A 23,494-nucleotide genomic window follows, 5' to 3' on the forward strand; every position below is an offset into this window, starting at 1 on the left:
ATTTCACCCCAAATCTCAAATTTCTAAAAAGGCATCATTGGAAGCGGTATCGATAAAAACTTCATGAAAACTATATATACACCGATACTGAAACCAAGAGCAACTGCTATATTTGTTTTCCACTGTTCTTTGCCATTAAGCGCAAATAACATTGCACACATAAACAAAGTAGTTGACAGCACATATCCTATTTCTTCAAATAGGAAAGCATATATCAAGCTTACTGCGCAAGTATATATAATCAATTTTGTATCGTATGAAAGTCCCTTTTTGGCACTATCTTTTTCAACTTTTTTCTGTTCTTTCTTTCTGACTTCTCCAACAAAAAGCAATATTCCGCATATTATCATGCAAATTCCCAGTATCAATGGAAACATCATCGGTTCCAAAGGATTTCCTATACTGGGTCTTTCCATATTGTAAGCAAGAATACTATATACTATGCCGAATGCTATAGTAACAATTCCTGTTATTGAACCAGTATTCACTATAATACCTCCCGTTAATTAAATCATTTAAGAGACTGGATTACCAGCCTCTTAAATGATTAAAATTTTGCTTCCAGCCAACCGATTAGTTCTTCAGCATGCCTATTTCCTGCAGCAATGCTTTATATTCTTCATTTGTCTTATCAAGGAAACTTGCAAATTCCTGCCCGTCAGAATATACTATGTCCCAACCGTTCTTTTTGCAAAGTTCTTTCCATTCAGATGTTTCCGACATTTTCTTAAGTGTTTCAGACCAGTACTTCACTGCATACTCAGGCATTCCCGGTGCACCGAATAATCCTCTCCAGTTTACAAATGTTTCATTTATGCCCTGTTCCTTGCAAGTAGGTATTTCTTTAAACACACCTTCTCCTACACGTTTGTCTGCAGTTGTTGCAAGAACTTTAATATCTCCGCTTTCAATGAGGGCTCTGATATCTGCCAATCCTATTGAAATCAGATCCACATGCCCACCCATAAGCTGAGCAGAAGCTGTACCATCCTGGAAGCTGACATAATCTATTGCCTTCAAATCTTTTACACCTGCAGCTTTAGCTATTTTAAGGAACTGCAAATGATCCATGCTTCCGGCAGCTGAAGTTCCGCCGATTTTTACACTTTTCGGATTATTCTTCAAGGCATCCATTACTTCGTTAATTGTCTTATATTTTGAATTCTTTCCTACTGCAAATGCACCATAATCAGCAATTAATCTGGCAATAGGTGTTGTATCCTTATAGCTTAATTTTGTAGAACCATTTAGATTTATAAGGAGAAGCGGTGGTGAGTATACGCTTAATATAGTATCACTGCCTTTTTTCTCCTGCAGGTAGGAAAGCGCTACACCGCCGCCTCCACCCGGCTTATTTGTTACAGGCATAGGTACGGATACCAGTTTTGTATCCTGCAATGTTTTTGCTACTGAACGGATTGTTAAATCCCATCCGCCGCCCGCTCCGGCAGGTGCTATAAATTCCATTGTCTTTGTAGGATATTTTACTTCTTTTTGTCCTCCCTGCTTTGCTGCAGACTTGCCACAGCCGGAAACCAGCATTGATAATGCCAATGCAGCTGTAATGGTAGTTAAACCTAATTTCTTAAAAGTCATGAGAATCCCCCTTTAATTTACATAATATGATTTTTATTGCATATAATATGGCAGAATTTAATCACCTAATCTATTTTCCCTCCTTTCTTCAAGTGTTTTAGCCTAACTTAATAGACACGATCAAAATGCTGCCATTTAATTCTGAAAGAAAAACTGTAGACAGATAATGAATATTATAAATTAACCTGCATTTTTGAAATATTCATCAGCAATTTCTTTGATTTTAAAAAGCAATTCTTCTAATCTATGCTTTTTGCTGCGTGCACAGCTATATGCATCTTCTTCGCACAACAAACACTTTCTTTTACGTTTTTTAAGAGTATCTCTCTGAATCAGGTTGCATTTTCTGTCAATAACGTCAATGTCAAAAAGCCTTCCCATTGGATGATTTTCTTCAATCTCTACACAAATTTTTTTAATTTGAATTTCATCAGCATCTACTGAAACAAACGCCTCTGCACCGGTAAATTTATAGTTCGCTTCCTCATGAATTATCTTTATTCCGTTTAACTGAAATCCCCTTTTTATGGCGCTTAAACCTGCGTCAAAGATTCTTCTGCTTAATTGAGAGTCTTTGTTATTCCCTGGAATATTCACCGTAAAAGATATCAGCCCGGCTTTATGCCTTTCAATTAATTCTTTTTGTTTTTGCGCCCTCTGTTCCCTGGCTAAAAGAAGATCTTCCAATGATACCTCTTTTACTTGAGTCATCATGCTCTCTCCCTTTTTACCTGCCTTATCACGTCTATAACAGAGCCATCCCTGTAGTCTACAATTCCAACTACATTGTCTTCAACCTTTATGGGCTCAGGCTTCCCTACTACTCTTTCAGCCTTTGCTTTTAGTTCTTCTATGGTGCAAACAGGCATTTTTGCTGCTTTCAAGTTGTATAATAAATCCTGTCTTAAAGGATTAACTGCAATTCCCTGATCGGTAACAAGAATATCTACTGTATGACCAGGTGTAACGATTGTGTTTACTTTGTCTAATATAGTAGGCATTCTGCCTCTTATAAGCGGCGCTACAATAATTGATACAGCTGCTCCTGCAGCAGTGTCAGGATGTCCTCCTATTGCACCTCTTATAACACCGTCAGATCCTGTTAATACATTTACGTTGAAGTCTACGTCTATTTCCAATGCGCTGAGCACAACTATATCGAGCTGGTTTACCGCGCTTCCTTCATGGTCAGGGTTTGCATAGTATGATGCGTCTATTTGTGCATGGTATCTGTTATTTTTAAGTGATTCTGCCGCTATAAGGTCGAAACTCTGTACATCTAGCAGCTTTTTTATAAGCCCTTCTTCGTGGAGTTTTACAATCTGGCCTGTGATGCCTCCTAATGCAAAGCTTGCTTTAATGCCTTTTGCAAGCATTTTTTCTCTTAAAAACCTTGTAGTTGCCAGCGATGCTCCTCCAGAGCCTGTCTGCAGTGAGAAACCATCTTGGAAATATCCTGAGGCTTCTATAACATTTGCTGCATGCTGTGCAATTAGAAGGTCTCTAGGATTACTTGTGAATCTGGTTGCCCCTGACATAATCCCTTTTGGGTCGCCTATGGCATCCACTTTTACTATATAATCAACATGTGACTGCGGAATTCCAAACGGAACATTGGGGTATCCTACAATATTGTCTGTCAGCAGTATTACTTTATTTGCATACTGGGCGTCGACTTTAGCATATCCTAGTGAGCCGCATACGGATGCCGCATTACTTTCTCTTGAATATCCGTTTGCATTTCCATAAGGGTCGCACGATGGTACTCCTAAAAATGCTACGTCTATGGGAAGCTCCCCATTGCTTATGGCTCTGGCTCTTCCTCCATGAGACCTGAACCTTACCGGAATATTCATAAGCCCATCTGAAATTGCTTCTGCCAGAGGTCCTCTTAGTCCGCTTGTTTCAATTCTCCTGATTACTCCATTCTTTATATGTTCAATAACAGGAGCATGTACTTCTGATAATGAACTGGCTGCTAAAACCAGGTCTTTAATCCCCATCTTTGAAATGACATCCAATACCATGTTGACTACATAGTCGCCATTTCTGAAATGGTGGTGGAAGGATATAGTCATTCCATCTTTTAAGCCTGCTTCCACAATGGCTTTTTCCAATGTAGGCACCAGCTTTTTTATATGATGGGAAGCCTGATGCTCTTTAAGGCTTCTTGTATCCTTTGCCTGTCCGTCAACGTATTTTTTCCTGTAAGGTGTCAACTTTCCCAATCCTGATATTTCTTCAGGTATTTCTCTGCCTGTTTCGTTAAGCATTTTCCATCACCTCATTGTCTACATTTACTCTCGCAGCTTCAGCTAATTCAAGCACTCTACGCGCTCTTTCAACAATTGGCTTATCAATCATTTTCCCGTCAAGACTTATAACTCCGGAACCTTTTGCTTCTGCTTCTTTTATTGCCTGCATAATTCGCAGGGATTTTTTTATTTCCTCTTGTGTAGGTGTGAATATCCTGTTTACAGGTTCAATTTGTCTTGGGTTGATAATTGATTTTCCATCAAATCCTAACTGCTTTATCAGTTTTACTTCATTTATAAAACCTTCTTCATCATTTACATCTGAAAAAACAGTATCAATTGCCGCTATTCCTGCCGCTCTCGCTGCCAGTACAATCTGGTTTCTTGCAGTTAAAAGCTCAATCCCTTCAAGAGAGCGGGTTGTTTTTAAATCGGTTACAAAATCTTCAGCTCCTAGCGCTATACCTACTAGTCTGGGGCTTGCCACAGCTATTTTGTAAGCATTGATTACTCCCAGCGCGCTTTCAATTGCTGCAAAAAGTTTTATGGTTCCAGGTTCTATGCCAACCTCTTTTTCTATCTTTGTTATTAATTTATCAGCTTCTTCTACATCCTCAGGCTTTTCTGTTTTTGGCAAACGGATTACATCAGGCTTTGCCCTTACAATTGCCTCAAAATCTTCTCTGCCGTATGGAGTGTCGAGCCCGTTTACACGTACAACTGTTTCAGCAGTTCCATAGTCAAATGTCTTTAAGGCGTGGAATACTAAAAACCTTGCTGCATCCTTTTCTTTAATTGATACTGAATCTTCCAGATCAAACATAATAGAATCTGATCCGTAGATATGAACATCTCTAATCATCCCGGGATTATTGCCGGGCACATAAAGCATTGTCCTTCTTAATCGCCCCATTTATCTCTCCCCCCACTTGTACTCTGTATTTTCAGCAGCCCTGTATACAGCTGTTGACACTCTTGCTTTTATGGTGCAGTCAAGAGCTCCCTTATCGTTAGCTCTCACCAGAACATCTTCTACTCCTAATTCTTCGAGTGTTTCCTTGATAACTTTTCTTACCTGATTGCCAAACTGATTTTCAACAACGCTTTTAAGTTCGATTTCAATACCTTTTCCTTCGTTTGGTTCTACGGAAATGATAATATCACTTGATTCCATTGTCCCGGCAACTGCAGGATTTACTATCTTCATGGTTCTACCCCCTTGGCTTTAATGTCTTTTATTTTGTGATTGCTGTATTCTTTTAACTATCTGCTGGCCTTCTTCAGATATTAAATAGTTATAGGTAGTCTTAGGGACTAACTGCTTTATCGCATCCAATTCTCCATTTTTGATTAACTCCCTCACCCTTGATGCACTGACCGCCTTATCACCAACTGCTAATCTTGGAACTTCTATAACTTCAATATTCTTTTCAGGAAGCAGTTTCTTCATTATGCTGTTGTAAGTCCGTGTTACAGCACAGTACGGTTCTTCCCCTACAAATCTCTTTGTAATGTTAAGTGCAGGTGCAATATAATCTCCAAAAATTGTTAAGTCTAAAATAGCATGTGTTTCTACAATATCGCTGTATTCCTTGATGAAATATGAAGGGAAAGTAGCGTCTGATATTATATAGTCCTTTCCCATATGAACTGCAACATTAGATAAATGGCTTACCCCCTCTTTTACCAGCCTATATCTTACATTGGCAGGAAAACTTGACCTATCTTCCCAAACAACAAATATGTTAAGCTGGTCGCTCATGGACGCAGCATATTCAATTAAATACTGGTGCCCCAGTGTAAAAGGGTTGCAGTTTACTACTATTGACGAAACAACTCCTCCCTGCGCTTTATGGGCAGAAATTTCATTAAGATAATTCTTAAGCCCGTTGAGCCTGTTTTCCATCAATACTACTTTTGATGGCACTTCTGCTATTTTATAAAAACCTAGTTCAGTAAAAGTTTTAATATTCTCAGGTTTTGTATAAACAAAAAGATGTGTCCTTAAGCGCCTGTATTGCTCATTTATCAAATGGCTTACAATTTTATTCGATAATCCTCTGTTTTGATATTCAGGGTCGACAGCAATACACTTTAAAACTCTTCCTGAAAAAGAACCGGTTCCAATAATCCTGCCTTTATCAAGAAGTGCAACGCAATACTCAATATCTTTATCCATCAAAAGATTCTGTTCATTTAAGAAATTCTCCACCAAACTCTTTTCATGAATAGAATTTAAATTAATTATCTGCTCTGCAAAATTGTCAAATTCCACATCTATCTCCTCCTAACTCAAACATTCAGGATATTTAAATAATTTTCTTTATCCAACCATTATCCGGAGGATAGAACATCCCCTATCATCTTGCCAAGTTTTGCGCTGAAAATAGGTTTAATCATATAATCATCAATAATCTGCTTGTCTTTATATCCAAGTACTGTCTCGTCCAAAAATCCTGTAATCAATATAATTTTTATATCCTGACGTATCTGTTTTAACCTTTCTGCCAGTTCTACTCCAGTAAGATAAGGCATTGTCATATCTGTAATAACCAAATCAAATTTTTTTGGGCTTTCTTCAAAAATTTTGAGTGCTCCTATACTGCTCGTATCAGCAACAACATTAAACCCAAAATACTCCAATTCCTTTTTCAGCATATTTACTACCTTCTGTTTATCGTCAACAAGCAGGATAGTGCCCTCACCATATATTAATTTATCTTTTTCATTCACCTCGATTGAAGGCTTCTCCTTCATCTTCGGCAAATATACATTAAAACAACTTCCTTCTCCCAGTTTGCTTTCCACAGTTATTGCACCTTTATGTTTATCAATAATTCCCTGAACAATGAATAATCCTAAACCTGTTCCCTCACCCGCAGGTTTTGTTGTAAAAAACGGGTCAAATATCTTGGAAATAGTTTCTTCACTCATGCCGCATCCTGTATCTTTAACTGTAATGCGCACATACTCTCCCTCATATATGCCTGAATCTTTCAATGCCTTCTCTTTATCTGCTTCAACAGTATCAACCGTTATCTCAAGAGTGCCTCCGGAATGCTTCATTGCATGGTATGCATTAGTACATAAGTTAAAAATAACCTGATGTATCTGAGCCTTATTTGCAAAGATATAGCTACAATCACAATTTATATTCTCCACAACATTTATGTTTGTGGGTAAAACAGATTTCGCAAGCTTTAGAGTCTCTTTTAGCAAATCATTAATGCATATAGCCTGAAATTTTGAAACCCCATTATCATTCCGGCTTAGAATAAGTATTTGTTCAATCAGCTCCTTTGCTTTCACAGAAGAATCATATATTTCTGCAACATCTTCATATAATTCATCTTTTTCTGAGAGTTTGCTCATTAAAAGCTCTGAGTATCCAAGGATAGGCGTTAATAAATTGTTGAATTCATGAGCTATGCCTCCTGTTAGAAGGCCTATAGTTTTCAGTTTCTCAGAATGCTGCAGCTGAATATCCCTTCTTCTCAATTCTTCTGATGCGTTATTCAGTTCTCTGAGATATTTTGTTTCAATCTCAAGAGCTTCCTTATTTTTCTGAATCCTTACTGCAAGGAATACTATTATGGAAAACAGAACTACGATAACTAGCGCTATCATAATCGTTCTGTATAAAGTCTCCCTTATGGGCTCTACTACCTCATCATATGACATAGTAACCGCAACAACCCAGAAGTAATCACTTATATAAACCGGAGCAAAGCCGCTTATTTTTTTTGCCTTCACAAGCACTTCATCCTGCCACCAGTATGAATCATAAACGGCAGTTCCTTCAACGCCCGTCATTTGCCTTCTGACCAGCTCTTCAAGGTCTGATAAATCCAGATTAGGATATCGCTCTTTTCTTGTTTTAATTACGTCAATTCCTCTTTGTTCTTCGATAGGGTGCATCAATATTGAGCCATTCATGTCTTTTACCATTGCATACCCTTTTTCTCCTGCCCTAACCTGGCTTACAATTTGGTTATATATTGTATCAAGTTTTACTACACTAACCAGTATCCCTTGAAATTCATTTCCATGAATTATGGGAGTGTAAATATTTATGAAAAATATATCTGTTTCATCCTTACATGCATCGGATATATATTGGTTCCCAGTCACCAGAACACGATCCACGCCAGGTTCTCTGGTTCCGTCTATACCTGTTTGCGATATCTTGTCGCCGGACGGATAAGCAAATACTTCATTGCCTTTGCTGTCCAACAAGTGAACTGAATCTATGCTGTTTTTTTGTGTTTCCATGAAAACCTTTAATGTAGTTTTAACAGGTTCTGAAATACTTCCTCTTCTAATTTGATCACCTATATCTGCAAATTTAGGATCACCTGCAATAATTTTTGAATTCTCTGCCTTTTCTTGTATAAAAAGAGCAATACTTCTTGAAATAGAATTTGAGATTGTAAGCAGCTGCTTCTGCTGCTGCGTAACTATTGTCTTCCTGTAATCTTTATATGTCACATAAATCATCCAGCACAGCAAAACAACTAATACTGTGATGACAAAAAATATAGCTGATACACTTTTCCTTTTCCCAATTCTTTCGATAATATTGTCATATACTGCAATCTTCATTTGAACATCTCCTATCTGCGAGAGGATAGCATTTGCTATTTCATACCCTATTACGTATAATATTCTACAGGAAAAGCAGTATATCCTTTATGCAAACTTATCCACATATACCATACAGGATTTGTAAATTTTTTATGCCCATCCCTGCAGCTATGCCGCTTCGGGAAATATGACAAAAAACTATAAAATCATTGTTGATATTTTGTCTACATTGATTATAATAAATTATAATTCTTAAAATAATTTGATTAAGTCTTAATTTTTTTTAAGAAAATGGTATTATATTAAAAGACTAATTAAGTTAAAAGGTGGGTTAACTATGAATAATGCCAGAATTTTAATCACCGATGACGAAGAATGTGTTAGGACACTGATTAAAAAAAGTCTTGAACGAGAGAATATGAAAGTATTCCAGGCAAAAAGCGGCAAAGAAACTCTTAACATTTTGCAGGAGGAATCTTTTGATTTGATTATACTTGATGTCATGATGGGTGACATGAATGGTTTCGATGTTTTGAAAGAAATAAGAAAAACTGATGTTCATACTCCTGTGATAATGTTAAGCGGAAGAGGTGAAGACTATGATAAAATTCTCGGTTTAGGCATGGGAGCGGATAATTATATAACAAAACCATTCAGCCCTGCCGTCCTGTGTGCACAGGTTCAAGCCATTATCCGAAGAAATAAGGAAATTATGAATGTAAAGGAAAATACAAAGAAACTCACCGTTGGTCCATTTGTTTTTAATTATAAAACTTATAAGTGCTACAAAAATAACGATGAACTTCCTCTTACATCTAAAGAAACAAAACTAATGAAATTTTTTATGGAAAATCCTAACCAGGTTTTTACAAAAGAACAGCTGTATCAAAATGTATGGGAAGATGCAATTGTCGATGATAACTCAATAATGGTGTATATAAGGCATTTGAGAGCTAAAATCGAAGATAATCCAGAAAAGCCAACCTACATTCAAACCGTCTGGGGAATTGGATACAGGTTTTCAGTAGAAAGTTAGACAGTAAAGGCTTCCAGAATCTATATCTGGAAGCCTTAAACAATGAAATTTTTATTTCTCTGATTGTTCTTTTCCCCACAGCACGTTTGCCGGTCTGCATAATTGAACGGCCATACTATCGGCTTCTCCATTTATTTTATAACTTTGCAGGAGTCTTTTAATTTTATTATGACTATGACTTTTAGTCAGTAACCTATTGCCAACCGAACAGTTGTATTGTCTCCAATACAAAGGCTTTTGTGGCTGGAACTTTCCATGGCCTTGACCAGAAGCATTTGCAACGATACCTGGACGAATTTTGCTATAGGTTTAACCGTTATAACGCAAGAAAAAACACGACTGATTTGGAGTCATGTATTCAGTAAATCACGGTTCATTATTAAGAATTTTAAAAGCTCTGTATATTTGTTCTAATAAAATCAAGCGCATTAGTTGGTGGGGGAAGGTTAGTTTTGAGAAGCTTAAGTACAGGTCAGCCCGGTTTTTGACTTCTTGAGATAGGCCTACCGAGCCGCCGATGATGAAGGTGATGTTGCTTTTACCGGTAAGTGCAAGGTTTTCAATGGTCCCTGCCAGCTCAATGGAGTCTGGCTGCTTTCCTTCGATACAAAGGGCTATTGCATAGGTCCCTTCTTTTATCTGGTTTAAAATTTGTTGGCCTTCTTTTATCCGGACCAGTTCTTCTTGCTTTTCGCTGGCATTTTCGGGGATTTTTTCGTCGTTGAGTTCGATGATGTTAAGCTTGCAGTATTTGGATAGACGTTTAGTGTACTCACTTATTCCGGTAGTTAGATATTTTTCTTTAATTTTGCCTATGGCAATAATGTTTATAGTCATCATGATAAACCCTCCAGGAAACGCGGGAGAAGCACGGGGACATTTTCCAGTAATACATTTGCCCAGATGAGTACCATCATGTATTCCATGTACTGCCGTCGGCTTATACCGGCATCCGTGCCGGGATAAGCCTAAAATCACCCTCCATGGTGATTTTCCGGCTGCAACATTCCATACATGATGGTGCTTATCCCCACCAGGTTTATTGGAAATGCTCATGTGACAGGAGAACCGTCCCCATGTCTCCTCCATGTCTCCTCCTAAAGATTATAAACTTTGCTCCTTGTTTCTCTTTCTGCGACATCTAATAAAACATCTTTTCCCACTTTTATTTTTCTGCTTTCCAGTGCGTTATATACGGTTTGATAGGCGAGTTGGGGAAAATTGTTCTCTTTGCTGAGATGGCCGAGGAGGAAACGGGTGGTTCCTTTGGTGGCGAGGTGGGCTGCCAGTTCTCCTGCGGCTTCGTTGGAGAGATGACCTCTTGCCCCCAGTATCCTTTGTTTTAAATAGTAGGGATAAGAACCGCATTTCAACATTTCTGTGTCATGGTTGGATTCTATAAGGATCATCTGGCTCCCTTCCAGGTACGAGGTTAACTCCGCATTCACATGGCCTATATCAGTCGCTAAGGTAATCTTTGTATTATCTATATAGAAATTATATCCTACGGGTTCAGCAGCGTCATGAGGAATGGAAAAGGGGTGGATGCATATGTCTCTTATGCAAAAGTCTTCATGGGTATTAAAATATCTTTTGTTATCCGGTTTGATATTCCCTATCTCATTTTCCATGCCTGTCCAGGTGTTTTCGTTAGCGTATATGGGTATGTTGTACCGACGGGACATGATGCCTATGGCATGGGTATGGTCGCGGTGTTCATGGGTTACCAGAATGGCATCGATTTGCGAAGCGTCTACGTCGATACTCGCTAAAGAAGCGGCAATACGCTTGCCGCTTACTCCACAGTCGATTAATATTTTGGCGTTACCACTGGCTATGTATATGGCATTGCCGCTGCTGCCGCTGAATAAAGAACAAAAAGTTATCATTGTAATTCCCTTTCGTCTATTGAATTGAATCTTTCCTACTCTGTCCGTCTAATGGTTCTTCGACATTTGCACCTGCGAAACCACTGAAAAAGTGCCTCTGTTAAACTTTAACCCTTTTGATATTCGCACCGAGTTTTACCAGCTTTGCTTCGAAATTTTCATATCCCCGGTCGATATGTTTTAGGTCGCAGATTTCGGTGGTACCGTCAGCGACCAGGCCGGCGATGACCATGGCAGCACCGGCGCGGAGGTCGGTGGCCTTTACGGGACAACCGGATAAGCGTTGAATTCCTTCAATGATAGCGATTCTTCCTTCTACTTTGATATTTGCGCCCATGCGTTTCAACTCATCAACGTATTGGAACCGGGAATCCCAGACACCTTCTGTGACAATGCTGGTACCTTCAGCGATAGACAGCAAAACTACAATAGGAGGCTGCAAGTCCGTTGGGAATCCGGGATATGGCAATGTTTTCACGTTCGCTTTGGTAAGTTTTCCAGTTCTCCATACCCTTACAGCATCATCGTACTCTTCTACGCTTACATTCATCTCTATAAGCTTTGCAGTAATGGATTCCAGATGCTTGGGAATTACATTTTTAATTAGGACGTCGCCTCCTGAAGCTGCTGCTGCAATCATGAAAGTCCCTGCCTCTATCTGGTCAGGAATGACGGAATATGTACCACCGGTTAACTTTTTTACCCCTTTTATTTTTATCACATCAGTCCCGGCACCTTTTACATTAGCCCCCATGGCATTTAAAAAGTTTGCTACATCGACAATATGGGGTTCCTTCGCTGCATTTTCAATGATGGTAACACCCTCGGCTTTTACCGCTGCAAGCATGACATTGATGGTTGCTCCAACACTGACCACATCCATATATATTTGAGCAGCTGTTAATTTACCGGTTGAAGCATGTATAATCCCATGATCCATCTCAACCTTTACCCCTAGTGCTTCAAAGCCTTTTATGTGCTGGTCAATGGGTCTTACACCAAAGTCACATCCACCTGGAAATGCTACTTCCGCTTTATTAAAGCGTCCCAGCAATGCTCCTAACAAATAATAGGAAGCCCGCATCTTTTTTACCATCTCGTACGGAGCGGTATAGCGGTCCACTTTTGAACAATCTATTTCTATTGTATTCTTGTTTATGTACTCAACTCTGGCGCCTAGCTGCGCCAGCATATCTATAATAACTGTCACATCTTTTATGTCGGGAACATTTTCAATCCTGCATACACCTTCAACTAAAAGTGCTGCAGGAATAATGGCAACTACTGCATTTTTTGCGCCACTTATCGTTACTTCTCCAGTTAGTTTATTACCTCCGGTTATAAGGAGTTTCTCCAAGATGAGCACCTACCCTCATTAAATTCAACAGGTATATTATAGCACTTAACTTGAGGATTTTAAAGAAGAATTTTTAATGTAGTTTCCTGTCGTTGCCTCATAATAGTACACTTGCCCGTCGTCAGTGGTAATTCGCCATGCAGGGATGGCAGTGGTTTCTTTAATGTACGAATTTTTAGGGTCGACGCGGTGGTACCCGAGGGAAATATCAGTAACCGTTAGTTTTCTATCTTTTGGACGCTCATCATTGCGCAGGAAGTCTATAAGAATACCTGTTACATGACGTATGGGCAGTTTTTCCGTAGTGAATTTTTTAGGTATCAGCCAATATCCTTCCATTGAGATAAGGCCTTGAGGGGTAAGGATAACTGTAATATAATTCTCAAATATTTCGCGGCCTGAAAATTCCTGATAAAAAGTCACAGAATATTTTTCATCACCCTGTCTTTGTACCTTGGCAGTTACAACATACTTTAAGTGTGCCCCAAATTTTTCCAGTTCCTTCTTCGCGTAATTTTCTGCAGTGAGCTCATTTAAATCACTAATTGTTTGGGAAGGCGCTTCATCGCTGTAGGAAAATTCGCACCCACGTATCGCTAATGTTTTTTTGTCCAAAGTGTATTTATCACCTTGCTGTTTAAAACCGTCTCCAAGTATTTTTGCTGCTAAAGCTTTAGGGTCCTGTTCAGGATTTACCATTTCCAGCAAGGGCAAATTATGCATTTTTGTAGGTATGATATTCTTTTCAATTTCTATATTATTTCTTTTTAACACTTGTACAGTATCCTCTACTGTCTCGGAACTGATAGTTATAGTCCGGTTTACCGAAACCATCATACTGACAAGCAGAAAAATATTTATACATAAAAATAATATAATTAAAATTGTTTTAACTCTAGACCAATACATAAATACTTCCCTCTAATCATTTTTTCCCTACCGGTATGGTTAACCGTTTCCCGGTCCCTTCTATCCGGAAGTTCCACCTAGGCTGCAATATGTCTTCGCCGCTGCTTTCCTCATAACCTAAAAATAAGTCTGTTATTGTAATGTCATCCTGCTTTGCATCAATTTTTTTATAAATATTGTCTAATACGTACGGCATCGACACTCCTACTTCCACCGGTTTTACCTCTTCATAGTTTCTCAAATAGTGCCGATAGCTCTTTAAGGTTCCATTCACTACTTCTACTTTTATTGCATCCTGTATTTTGCCATTATCTAAACTCATAGTAATAGGTAATCCACCATAAAAATAGTTAAAAATAAATTGATAGGTACCAGGTTTATTTTGGTCTTCGGCAGCTGATGACAGCTGAATTTCCTGGTTTACATTTTCTATGCCTTTAATAAATTTTACAACCATATCCCAAGATTCCCGGAATGAAGGCATATTGTTGCCACCCGCAGGCGGTACAGGTGCCAATTTCAAACCTTTCCCCCCCTCGATAGCGTCGTATTCAATCAGTCCATCCGGATGAATTTTAAGGGTGCTGTAGTTTTCTACATACACAATGGTATTATCCATTTCGGTATACTTGCGAAGGCTATTTGAACTATATTTGAATGCCTTCAAAATATCCTTTATATCATGCTCAGATTTTACAGGGTTATTACTTTTTAATACTTTCAGATTTTGTTTATCAATTGGAATTAATACTCCCGAATCTACAACAACCTTCGTAAGCTTGGATTTTTTGTCAAGAGGTATTTCAAAAGAAAATTTGTAACGGTTGGAAGGTGCAGTTGCATGTTTCTCAAGCAAGTTATTTAACCGTGTCCTATCATAATTTAGATTAAACTTGCCTATCGAACCATTGCTGAAGTTCTTTATATAAAATGTTATATCATTGGAGATACTATCTCCCGGTACCAATATTAGTTCTTTTATATCTTTAATATAAGTTGAAAGAGGTGTTTCCTTTATACCAAAGAATTGACCTAGAAGTTTGGTCTTATATGGAGCTCGAAGGTCAACATAAATCGACTTTGTTTTCAACACATTAAACCATTCATCCGTAGCAGCCGCTGCCTGGTATTTTACCCCCTCTTCACTCCTTAAAAGCTGCTCAAAAGCTCTGGAAATCTCACTTAAGTATTGTGCATAAAGATTATCTCCATTAATGTATACAGTTCTAAAACTTCCATAATTTACTACAATTCTTTGCGGTGTATAGAAGTAGCTATCAATTGTTGGGCCTTTATGGTCCTGCCCGGAAGACCACGATACCTTTTTTAATACCGCTTGGACTAATTCGTTATTTTCCCACTTAACAAAAAAATTATAGTCCTGGGACCATAATTTTTCACTAAGCCATATTTGCGCTGTAAGAAAAATACTGCTTAACACAAGCAAAATAAGTACTATTGTTTTTATTTTATCATTTTTCAATCCTATCAATCTCCTACTTTATGCTGTGAGATTGCCGCGTCTATTTTTTTATGTTATCTATAAAATTTTTGATATCCTTGAAACCAATTGTAAGGTCTTTAATTGTGTTTAAAAATCCTTTTTTAAATGTAATATTTAACTTCTCAACCTGGTACGTTTTTTCATTCTTTTCAGCCCTCAGGGCAAACTTATTGTTTCCGTCCGACAGTTCAATCTCATCCATAAGCAGTCCGGATGCTCCTATCTGCCATTCAACCGGTTTCAGCTTGCCATCTTCCTGGATAAGTATCTTTTTATACTTGTTATCGGCACTGCTATATACATAGAGGGTAACAATTACTCCCTCCTGCCCGGAACCAGACAATATATAACTTTTTTCAAAAGTTACAATTTCCTCACCGGTAGGATTATTTAAAATAATTAAGTCCGTAGCATTACCCTTATCATCCGCCGCCATTTCATCCGGTGCTGCAAAACCAGTAACTGCTATTGATAGTATAAATGCTATTATAATAGCCTGGAATAAACGTTTAATCATATTTTCACCCCATTGTACATAGCTTTACATACTATTATTTATATTTATTATACATGAGAATTGTTACAATTTGTTTACATGCGAATTAAGAAAAATTTACATTCTTTTCATCCTGCGTAACAGGCAGCTTAATGATTACTTCAGTCCCTTGGTCCTGCTCACTGTCTATACTGATAGTTCCGCCGTGCGCCGTTACGATCTCTTTTGCAATTGCCAGCCCCAGTCCGGTACCTCCCAATTCTCTTGAACGGGCTTTATCTACCCTGTAAAATCTTTCAAATATTCTTGGCAGGTCCTCTTTAGGTATGCCAATACCATTATCTTTAATTTTAACATAAACTTCGTTATATATGTATCCTGCAAAAATAGAAATTTGTCCCCCATTTGGTGTATATTTTATGGCATTTGTAATTACATTTTTGAGGACTTGTTCTATTCTGTCCCTGTCCGCATAAATTTCCGGCATGTCCGTTGTTGAGGTAAAAGTAAGGGTATGTCCTTGGCTTTTTGCACTTAATGATAGTTTTTCTACCACTTCTGCAATTAATTGTTTAAGAGAAAAGTAAGTTTTATTCCACCGCGTCTGCTTGTGGTCCAGCCGCGAGAGGGTCAGCAAATCTTTTACCAATCTGGTCATTCTGTCCGATTCATTATTTACTACTTTCAGAAAATGCATTGCTGTTTCCCTGTCTTCCAATGCTCCTTCAAGCAGCGTTTCTGTATAACTTTTAATGGAAGTGAGCGGCGTACGGAGCTCATGGGATACATTTGCTACAAATTCACGCCTTGCCGCATCAAGTTTCTGCTGCTCGGTGACATCCTGAAGTACTACTACCACACCGCCTGCCTTTTCTTTTTCTACCTTAAAAGCGGCAAAGTATGCTCTAAGGTGCAGACCATTTGTATTTATTTCCCTTTCAATTGTATTCCAGTGTTCCAGGTACAGAAGGTCACCCATAGAAATGTCCACTTCGAGGCTTTTAAAAAAGTCATCAAATACAATATCTTCAACTGCATCAATCCCAAGCATCCTTTTGGATGCAGGATTTGCATGTATTACTTTTCCACCGGTATTAAAGGCTATAACACCATCTGTCATGTATAACAGTATTGTCTCTACCTTATTTTTTTCACTGGCTATCTCCTCCAGAGTATACTTTAACTCGGCAGCCATGTAGTTAAAGGCATTGGTGAGTTTACCAATTTCATCTTCTGATTTTACTTCTATGACTTGTTCAAAATCTCCTTTTGCCATTTTTTCAGCCTTACGTGTGAGGCTTGCAATAGGAGTAGTAATGGTACTGGAAAGGAAAAATCCTAAAACAATAGAGATTGCCAAACCAAAAAACAAAGCCTGAAAAATAATATTAAAAAGCTCTTGCATCATATCTTTGAGGTCATTTTTTTCATCTTTAATATATATAATATACCTTACTTCACCATCCACCAGTATCGGAATGGCATAATCCACATAATCACGGCCTGTCCATACCTCCGTGCCTTTCTTACCATTCATTGCAGAAATAATATTATCGGTTTTTTCAAGCCTTTCCGCTAATTCCATATTGGAAGATGCAAGAACTCCCCCCAATCCGTTCAGAATAAAATAATTTCTGTAAGTATCTATACCAAGCCTGCCTATATAGGACTTTAATTTGGCTTCCATCTGTTCTATATTTGCTGCAGCTTTTGTAAAATCTTCATTATTAAATACACTGTCCATCTTGTTTTTAAAGTCGTTGTGATAGAAACTGGTAACACTTTTTAACAAAAATGTCCCTACAACAATCATCACCGAGACAACAAGAAGGACAAACATGGCAACAAGTTTCCATTGAATACTTTTAAACATTTCAGATCACCTATTTTTCAAACTGCCATACCGGAACAAATAATGATGAAAATAGCGCTGATCAAACTTGATTATTGAAGTAATACCCTACTCCTCTTTTTGTAACAATATACTGTGGGTTGCCGGGGTCGTCTTCTACTTTTTCGCGGAGTCTTCTTACAGTTACGTCTACCGTGCGTACATCCCCATAGTATTCATAACCCCATACCCTTTCAAGGAGATTTTCCCTTGAAAATATCTTCATTGGCTGTGTAGCAAGAAACTTTAACAACTCAAATTCCCGGAGGGTCAGTTCAAGTATTTTGCCTTCCTTTTGTACCTCATACCGTTCAATATCTATTTGCAGTTTGCCAACTTCTATGGACCGGCTGCCGGGCTTATTGGAAGCCGCTTCAATATGGCTTCTCCTAAGATTGGCTTTTACTCTTGCCATCAATTCTCTCACACTGAATGGCTTTGTAATATAATCATCAGCACCCAGCTCAAGGCCTAAAACTTTATCAACCTCTTCCTCACGGGCAGTCAGCATTAATATGGGAGTCGATATTTTTTCCCTCAGCTTCTTGCAGACAGCAAACCCATCCGTCTTAGGCAGCATTACATCCAGCAGAATAAGGTCCGGGTTCTCATTTAACGCTTTCTTAATTGCTTCGTCACCGTCATAGGCTTCTATAACGTTATAACCCTCTTTTTTTAAATTAAATTTAAGTATATCTACAATAGGCTTTTCATCATCAACAACCAGTATTTTCCTGCTCATTGTTACCCTCCATTTTCAGCTCGGAGTTCAGGGTTGGGAGCTCGGAGTAATTTCTGCGGTCAAGTAATTAACGAAACTGATAAACCGGACTTTTTCAGTGGTTTCGTAATCAACTCCGAACCCCGAACTGCGAGCTTATGTTATGTTATTTATCTTTTATTGTATCAAATTATATACAACACTTTCAAGTGAAACTTGACTGTTCATTCCTATTTGGCCTTTTCCGAGTTGGTCCAGCAAATGCAATATTTTTTGTTCCCCGTATCTATCTGCGATTAACTTTATGATTTCAAAACTTTTTCTGTATGCCAGGTCTTGATCCAATAATTCAAAACGGTGTGTAAGCTGTGACAAAGTGTTGGGTATTTGAATGTTGGCCAGACCTTTTCCCCATTCGTAGCCTGTAAGCCGGTATTCATAGTATAATGCTATCCCTTCTGTAAACCAAAGAGGAAAGTTTCCATTGGCCTTTTCATCTACAATTAGATGAATAAGCTCATGTACCATTGGACCATTTGCGGCAAACTCCCTGCTCAATGTGTCCATGCTTGAATCATTTATCCAAACTTTTGGAGATAATATATGGAGTATTCCACCGTAATATATCCCCATAGGGTAATCCTTCTGCGAAAGATTCAGTTTATTCCTCATTATTTCCAAGTCAGGATAAATAATAATCTGGACCTTATTATGCAGTCGATGGTTAAGTCTTTGTTTTACCTGAAAAAAATCTTTTTCAATAGTATTTGCCACAATAGCTACGACGTCCCCATCTTCAGGCATATATTTTATAATAAAGTTTTCGGTTTCATAAGTTGAATAATTCTTTACGCTATAAAGGCTTTTAATTTTAATTGCATTTACGCAAAAGTTGTATAGTGAATTACGGATATATACAAAATTATTTATAGTTAACAGCATAAAAATAACCACTGCGGAAATAACAGTGGTTTTTCTAGCCATTATAGATCTCACAAGCCTCACTCCCCCACTTTATACATATTATAACAGAAATAGAGGGGAAATGGTAGTGTTTTTTGTAACTATTTGTTCAAGTAATTTAACGGATTTTGTGGTATGTCATTTTTTCTTACTTCAAAGTGCAGGTGTGGGCCGGTGCTGCGGCCGGTGTTACCTACCCGGGCAATGAGTTCACCTTTTGCAACCCTTTGGCCCGGTTTTACCAGTATCTTGCTGCAGTGGCCGTAGTAAGTTGTGTATTCATTATCGTGATAAATTTTTACCAGTAGTCCATAATTACCCTGCCGGCCTGCAAATATTACTTTTCCCCCATCGGCAGCGTAAATAGGATCACCTACATTTCCTGCAAGGTCTATACCGGTGTGCATTTCCCGTCCCCTCGTGCCAAACCGGGAGGTGAGTATGCCGTAAGTAGGCCTGCGAAATACACCTGTGCCATACTTTGGCGGTAATGGCTTTGTACCTACTTTCTCAGTTTGTACCTTAGGTTCAGAAAGTACATAAGTCTTGATTATTTCTTTATTAACTTCTATACCATTCACTCTGACAATTTCCGCTTCAACTTTCTGCTCCCCGTTGAAACCTTTATCCACAACTGTCCTTCTTCCCTGGTACATTTCCGGGTCTTCAATTTCTTTTACTTTATAGGGTATGTCTTCATTGTAAACAACCGCTTCTCTTGTCTCGATACCCAGGACAGGTTCCGGTACCGACAGATTAATCTTCTGGCCAGGCTGTATATTTTCAGAAAGACCGGGATTTATCCGGAGAATTTCTTCCACCGGAATCTTATAAACCAATGCGATATCCCATAATGTATCTTTTTCTTTTACCGTATAGGTTTTAACTTCATTTTTTGATGCAGAAAGCTTATTGAGAACCTCTTCTTTTTCCTGTATCTCTCCTACTTTTACATACTTTTTCTCTATTTTTACATCCCTGGCAAAACCAACTTTTACATTTGGCTTTTCAGACACGTATGGTTTTTTCAGATCTTCCAGGACGGACCTGGCAGTATCTTCATCTTTTAGCAGTCCCATCTGTTCACCATCCACCATTATGGTATATGCACCAACTGAAATGTCTACAATAGATTTTAGGTTTTTCTTTAGTTCATCCGGCTCAGTAAAGCTTTCTTTCTTTACTCTCTTTTTTATAAAAGTTGGTTTCTGTTCGATAACTACTTCTTTACCCTCAAGAAGTCCACTCAGTTCATCTCTTACTTCATCAAAATACCGTATGAATTCCTGCTCACTGGAAACAATTCCCAAATACTTTTCGCCAAATATTACTTCAACTGCCGGTTTATAACCGCTGCTCTCCGCATATGCCAATACTGATATAAACATAATCATTATGGCGAAAGCAATTGCAAATCTATTTTTGGCCAATTCATACAGCTTTGCCTTCAGTTGGGCCTTTTTTTCCAACTCTTTGGTTGGAGGCTTGATCTTCATTTTTGGAATTTTTACCGCAGGGACTGCTATACAGTTCCTTTTGGAGGAGGCGCGCCTTTTCTTATTTGCTCTATTAAACTCTTCCATGTAAGCATTACTCCTTGTTTCCTGAGCTTTAACAGCCATATTGATCCCTCCTGCCGTCTTTTGTATTTTAATGGTTCACAGCTCTCAGTTAACAGTAGTAAACGATTTAATAGCTTTTACTGTGACCGTGAACCGTGAACTGTGAACTTATTAACTTTTTATCTGTTATGTAAAATCATTAGCAGTAAATATATAGTTTAATATTAAAAAATTGTTACATATTTGTTACAAAATTTATTATTTCTACATTTATTCAAAAAATCCTGCTTTATTTCAAAAATTTCTTTAAAATATTTTCTTTCAATCTCATCATTGCCTACCACACCATACCACCACTGATGTGCTATTTCGTGGGTTATCAAATATTCTAGCCATAATTTGTCTCCATTATAAGCTGTACTATCTATCTGAACGATTTGGGGATACTCCATCCCCCCTACATAGAAATCCGATTCTGCAATGGGCACTTTTTCTTCATCTTATATAATAAAAATAGCCTACCCATAAAGGATAGACTGCTTATAATCATTATATTCAGAATAGGACTGGATTAGAACTATTCATCGTTCACGGTTGATACAGTGTACAATATATTTATATAACCCTCATCCCTTAATCCCTTCTCTCAATTTATTTTTTAATTAATTTGAAAAAATATTTTTTTATGATATAATTTTTGTGAGGTGATTTTGATGACAAACGAAGAGTTTCAGGCATTGGTATTACAAAAATTATCGGGCATCGACCAAAGGCTGTCCGACTTGGAGCAGACGGTGTCCGGTATCGACCAAAGGTTGTCCGGCTTGGAGCAGACGGTGTCCGGTATCGACCAAAGGTTGTCCGGCCTCGAACATGATGTAAAGGAACTCAAGCAGACTACAAAAGCAATTGAAGATCAGGTGGTCAGAAATTCTGAAGAATTGTTCCGGTTGAATAATTCATTTGATTTTATGAAAAAGTGTTTTTTCGATCAGCAGGAAGAAATCGACTATTTAAAGAAACGGATTTGTTAGCTGCATTTGCAATGGACTGGCATAAATTGCGGGGGACGGATTCCGTCCCCCGCTGCTTTCAATTCAGTTCGTAGTAACTACAATTGTACTGGCTTCGAAGACTCCTGTGTTTATGGTCCCTACGGCTGTTATTGTATCTCCGACTTTTATGTCACTTAGATAAATAGTTTTGGAGTCTTTGTGACTAATTATTTTTGTACTGCTGTTTATAAATATTTGCTGGAGTGTGGTCTCTCCGGTTGTGGCATCTGTCATGGAAATATTTATAAGTTTATAGCTGGTATTTACAAGTTCTACAGTCCCTGTGATGGTTTGAGCTTGTGTTATGGTTTTGGCTTCAACCTTTATAACCGTGCTGCCGTCTACAGTAAGCTGTACCGGATAGCCCAGTCTTAAGTCGTATATCTGCGCTGTTTTTCCATCAACCGTTATCGTTACATCTCTTGTAAGGTTATAGGCTGTGATCGTATTGTTGGTTTTTACTTTTATAGATGGAGTTTTTGATATAACAATTTCTTCTATATTTCCCGTTGTTGAACTTCTCACGCTGGTTGCAATGATTTTTTTAACTTTATTGTATTCCAGCGTTAGCTCAACTGTATCTCCTACCCGCACATTTCTCAAATCTGAGCTGCTGCTGTTCTTTGTTACTGTTACATTACTTAAAACCTCATATTCCTGTAATTTATTATCTGATTTTATTTGCAATTTCAGTACAGGTTCTAAAACTATATCTTGCACTACACCTTCTATTTCTTTTGTCTTACTCTCAGCTTCAATTTTCCTTACTTTACCGCCCTTAATATCCAATCGGGCATAGTCCTGCGTATTTATTGCATATAATGTAGATGTTGTATTATTATAGGTAACTACAACCTCATTATCAATTGCATATTCTTTTGTAGTCAAAGCATTGTTTTCGCTAATTCTAATGCTAATCTTTTTTTCTATCCCACTTCTTGTAAGTGATGTAATAACTCCTTCAACACTTTCATCAATTATCTCGTTTTTTTGAAGTACTCTGTGCAGCATAACTGCTATCTGTGCCCTGGACACATCCACCATCGGTCCGAACTCTGTTTCACTCATACCCTTCATTATATTTTCATTATTTACATATTCAACGTAAGATTTGGCATGGGAAGGTATTAATGATACATCCTGGTATGGAAGTACAGTCAATAACTTGTTTTTAACTTCTTTTTCTTTCCCCATCAATTTTGTAAATAATATAGCCGCTTCATATCTTTTCAATGGAGTATTGGCATTGGTAGAACTAATGTAAGTATCCAGTTCATCCTCAGTAATAACATTTTTATATAATAAGTAGGCAATTTCTTTTTTATTAGATACATTATAATACTGCAACTCATCTGCGTAAGCTTCCTCTGCCAGTTCAACATAATCTGCATTAGTCTCATCATTTACACCTAGTATCCTTGCAGATAATATCAATGCCTGAAGTTTTGTCACAGGCTTGGATGGACCGAAGGTCCCATCAGGATATCCGGTAATATAGCCTTTACTGCTCATTTCTTCAATAACAGACTTAGCCCAGCCCCATTTTACAGCATCTACATCAGGAAAAGATGCCGCTGATGCAATACCGGCAAATGAGATCATCAGGACAAAAGATAGGAATGTTAATCTTAACGTCTTTTTCACCTTACCCCTCCTAGTTTACCAGAATTTGGACC

The 23,494-nt window shown here is 38.0% G+C and carries 22 protein-coding genes and 1 pseudogene; 3 read left to right on the top strand and 20 right to left on the bottom strand.

Features of this window, described 5'->3' with window-relative positions; all coding sequences use genetic code 11:
* Positions 1 to 23 precede the first annotated feature (23 nt).
* The 8 genes from CIB29_RS10595 to CIB29_RS10630 all read right to left on the bottom strand — a co-directional run bounded on the left by CIB29_RS10595 (position 24) and on the right by CIB29_RS10630 (position 8,453).
* A complete protein-coding gene (locus tag CIB29_RS10595; RefSeq protein WP_157910273.1) occupies positions 24 to 488 on the bottom strand; it encodes a tripartite tricarboxylate transporter TctB family protein in 465 nt (154 codons plus the stop codon).
* A gap of 85 nt (positions 489 to 573) precedes the next feature.
* Entirely contained in the window at positions 574 to 1,596 is a 1,023-nt protein-coding gene (locus CIB29_RS10600; RefSeq protein ID WP_094549525.1) for a Bug family tripartite tricarboxylate transporter substrate binding protein, read from the bottom strand.
* 180 nt (positions 1,597 to 1,776) lie between these two features.
* Complete coding sequence (gene citX / locus CIB29_RS10605) at positions 1,777 to 2,310, bottom strand: citrate lyase holo-[acyl-carrier protein] synthase (RefSeq protein ID WP_094549527.1); 534 nt, start codon at positions 2,308 to 2,310, stop codon at positions 1,777 to 1,779.
* Positions 2,307 to 3,869 (bottom strand): citrate lyase subunit alpha, encoded by a 1,563-nt coding sequence (gene citF, locus CIB29_RS10610; RefSeq protein WP_094549529.1) that lies wholly within the window; start codon positions 3,867 to 3,869, stop codon positions 2,307 to 2,309. Before citF ends, citX begins: the two co-directional genes overlap by 4 nt.
* A complete protein-coding gene (gene citE / locus CIB29_RS10615; protein WP_094549531.1) occupies positions 3,862 to 4,764 on the bottom strand; it encodes a citrate (pro-3S)-lyase subunit beta in 903 nt (300 codons plus the stop codon). Before citE ends, citF begins: the two co-directional genes overlap by 8 nt.
* Positions 4,765 to 5,058, bottom strand: a complete 294-nt coding sequence (gene citD, locus CIB29_RS10620; RefSeq protein WP_094549533.1) for a citrate lyase acyl carrier protein — start codon at positions 5,056 to 5,058, stop codon at positions 4,765 to 4,767.
* A gap of 18 nt (positions 5,059 to 5,076) precedes the next feature.
* Positions 5,077 to 6,126 carry a [citrate (pro-3S)-lyase] ligase gene (gene citC, locus CIB29_RS10625; RefSeq protein ID WP_094549535.1) on the bottom strand — a complete coding sequence of 350 codons (1,050 nt, stop codon included), beginning with the start codon at positions 6,124 to 6,126 and terminating at the stop codon, positions 5,077 to 5,079.
* 59 nt (positions 6,127 to 6,185) lie between these two features.
* Positions 6,186 to 8,453 carry a sensor histidine kinase gene (locus CIB29_RS10630; RefSeq protein WP_094549537.1) on the bottom strand — a complete coding sequence of 756 codons (2,268 nt, stop codon included), beginning with the start codon at positions 8,451 to 8,453 and terminating at the stop codon, positions 6,186 to 6,188.
* Positions 8,454 to 8,772: 319 nt separating this feature from the next.
* On the opposite strand from CIB29_RS10630, the gene CIB29_RS10635 reads away from it, so the two are divergent.
* Together CIB29_RS10635 and CIB29_RS10640 are read left to right on the top strand one after the other, a co-directional pair.
* Complete coding sequence (locus CIB29_RS10635; RefSeq protein ID WP_094549539.1) at positions 8,773 to 9,471, top strand: response regulator transcription factor; 699 nt, start codon at positions 8,773 to 8,775, stop codon at positions 9,469 to 9,471.
* Between the two features lie 215 nt (positions 9,472 to 9,686).
* Positions 9,687 to 9,788, top strand: a pseudogene (locus CIB29_RS10640) (transposase); the annotation flags it as partial.
* A 49-nt stretch (positions 9,789 to 9,837) separates the two neighbouring features.
* Here CIB29_RS10640 and rlmH read toward each other — a convergent pair.
* The 11 genes from rlmH to CIB29_RS10695 form a co-directional block, all read right to left on the bottom strand.
* Positions 9,838 to 10,308 (bottom strand): 23S rRNA (pseudouridine(1915)-N(3))-methyltransferase RlmH, encoded by a 471-nt coding sequence (gene rlmH / locus CIB29_RS10645; protein ID WP_094550052.1) that lies wholly within the window; start codon positions 10,306 to 10,308, stop codon positions 9,838 to 9,840.
* Between the two features lie 260 nt (positions 10,309 to 10,568).
* Positions 10,569 to 11,360 (bottom strand): MBL fold metallo-hydrolase, encoded by a 792-nt coding sequence (locus CIB29_RS10650; RefSeq protein WP_094549541.1) that lies wholly within the window; start codon positions 11,358 to 11,360, stop codon positions 10,569 to 10,571.
* A 100-nt stretch (positions 11,361 to 11,460) separates the two neighbouring features.
* Positions 11,461 to 12,717 carry a UDP-N-acetylglucosamine 1-carboxyvinyltransferase gene (locus CIB29_RS10655; protein ID WP_094550054.1) on the bottom strand — a complete coding sequence of 419 codons (1,257 nt, stop codon included), beginning with the start codon at positions 12,715 to 12,717 and terminating at the stop codon, positions 11,461 to 11,463.
* A 45-nt stretch (positions 12,718 to 12,762) separates the two neighbouring features.
* On the bottom strand, positions 12,763 to 13,626 hold the full coding sequence (yycI, locus tag CIB29_RS10660; RefSeq protein ID WP_094549543.1) for a two-component system regulatory protein YycI: 864 nt from the start codon (positions 13,624 to 13,626) through the stop codon (positions 12,763 to 12,765).
* A gap of 16 nt (positions 13,627 to 13,642) precedes the next feature.
* Entirely contained in the window at positions 13,643 to 15,109 is a 1,467-nt protein-coding gene (locus tag CIB29_RS10665) for a hypothetical protein (protein ID WP_094549545.1), read from the bottom strand.
* 40 nt (positions 15,110 to 15,149) lie between these two features.
* Positions 15,150 to 15,647 carry a hypothetical protein gene (locus CIB29_RS10670; protein ID WP_094549547.1) on the bottom strand — a complete coding sequence of 166 codons (498 nt, stop codon included), beginning with the start codon at positions 15,645 to 15,647 and terminating at the stop codon, positions 15,150 to 15,152.
* Between the two features lie 85 nt (positions 15,648 to 15,732).
* Complete coding sequence (locus CIB29_RS10675) at positions 15,733 to 17,499, bottom strand: ATP-binding protein (protein WP_094549549.1); 1,767 nt, start codon at positions 17,497 to 17,499, stop codon at positions 15,733 to 15,735.
* A gap of 61 nt (positions 17,500 to 17,560) precedes the next feature.
* A complete protein-coding gene (gene yycF / locus CIB29_RS10680) occupies positions 17,561 to 18,259 on the bottom strand; it encodes a response regulator YycF (RefSeq protein WP_094549551.1) in 699 nt (232 codons plus the stop codon).
* A gap of 156 nt (positions 18,260 to 18,415) precedes the next feature.
* Positions 18,416 to 19,234 carry a peptidase MA family metallohydrolase gene (locus CIB29_RS10685; RefSeq protein WP_094549553.1) on the bottom strand — a complete coding sequence of 273 codons (819 nt, stop codon included), beginning with the start codon at positions 19,232 to 19,234 and terminating at the stop codon, positions 18,416 to 18,418.
* A 68-nt stretch (positions 19,235 to 19,302) separates the two neighbouring features.
* Positions 19,303 to 20,823 (bottom strand): M23 family metallopeptidase, encoded by a 1,521-nt coding sequence (locus CIB29_RS10690; protein ID WP_094549554.1) that lies wholly within the window; start codon positions 20,821 to 20,823, stop codon positions 19,303 to 19,305.
* 164 nt (positions 20,824 to 20,987) lie between these two features.
* Positions 20,988 to 21,251 carry a hypothetical protein gene (locus tag CIB29_RS10695; protein WP_094549556.1) on the bottom strand — a complete coding sequence of 88 codons (264 nt, stop codon included), beginning with the start codon at positions 21,249 to 21,251 and terminating at the stop codon, positions 20,988 to 20,990.
* Positions 21,252 to 21,476: 225 nt separating this feature from the next.
* On the opposite strand from CIB29_RS10695, the gene CIB29_RS10700 reads away from it, so the two are divergent.
* A complete protein-coding gene (locus tag CIB29_RS10700; protein WP_094549558.1) occupies positions 21,477 to 21,797 on the top strand; it encodes a hypothetical protein in 321 nt (106 codons plus the stop codon).
* Between the two features lie 63 nt (positions 21,798 to 21,860).
* On the opposite strand, the gene CIB29_RS10705 is transcribed toward CIB29_RS10700, so the two are convergent.
* Positions 21,861 to 23,462, bottom strand: a complete 1,602-nt coding sequence (locus tag CIB29_RS10705) for an S-layer homology domain-containing protein (RefSeq protein WP_094549560.1) — start codon at positions 23,460 to 23,462, stop codon at positions 21,861 to 21,863.
* Positions 23,463 to 23,494: the final 32 nt, after the last annotated feature.

The sequence above is a fragment of the Petroclostridium xylanilyticum genome, assembly GCF_002252565.1.
Classification (GTDB): domain Bacteria; phylum Bacillota; class Clostridia; order SK-Y3; family SK-Y3; genus Petroclostridium; species Petroclostridium xylanilyticum.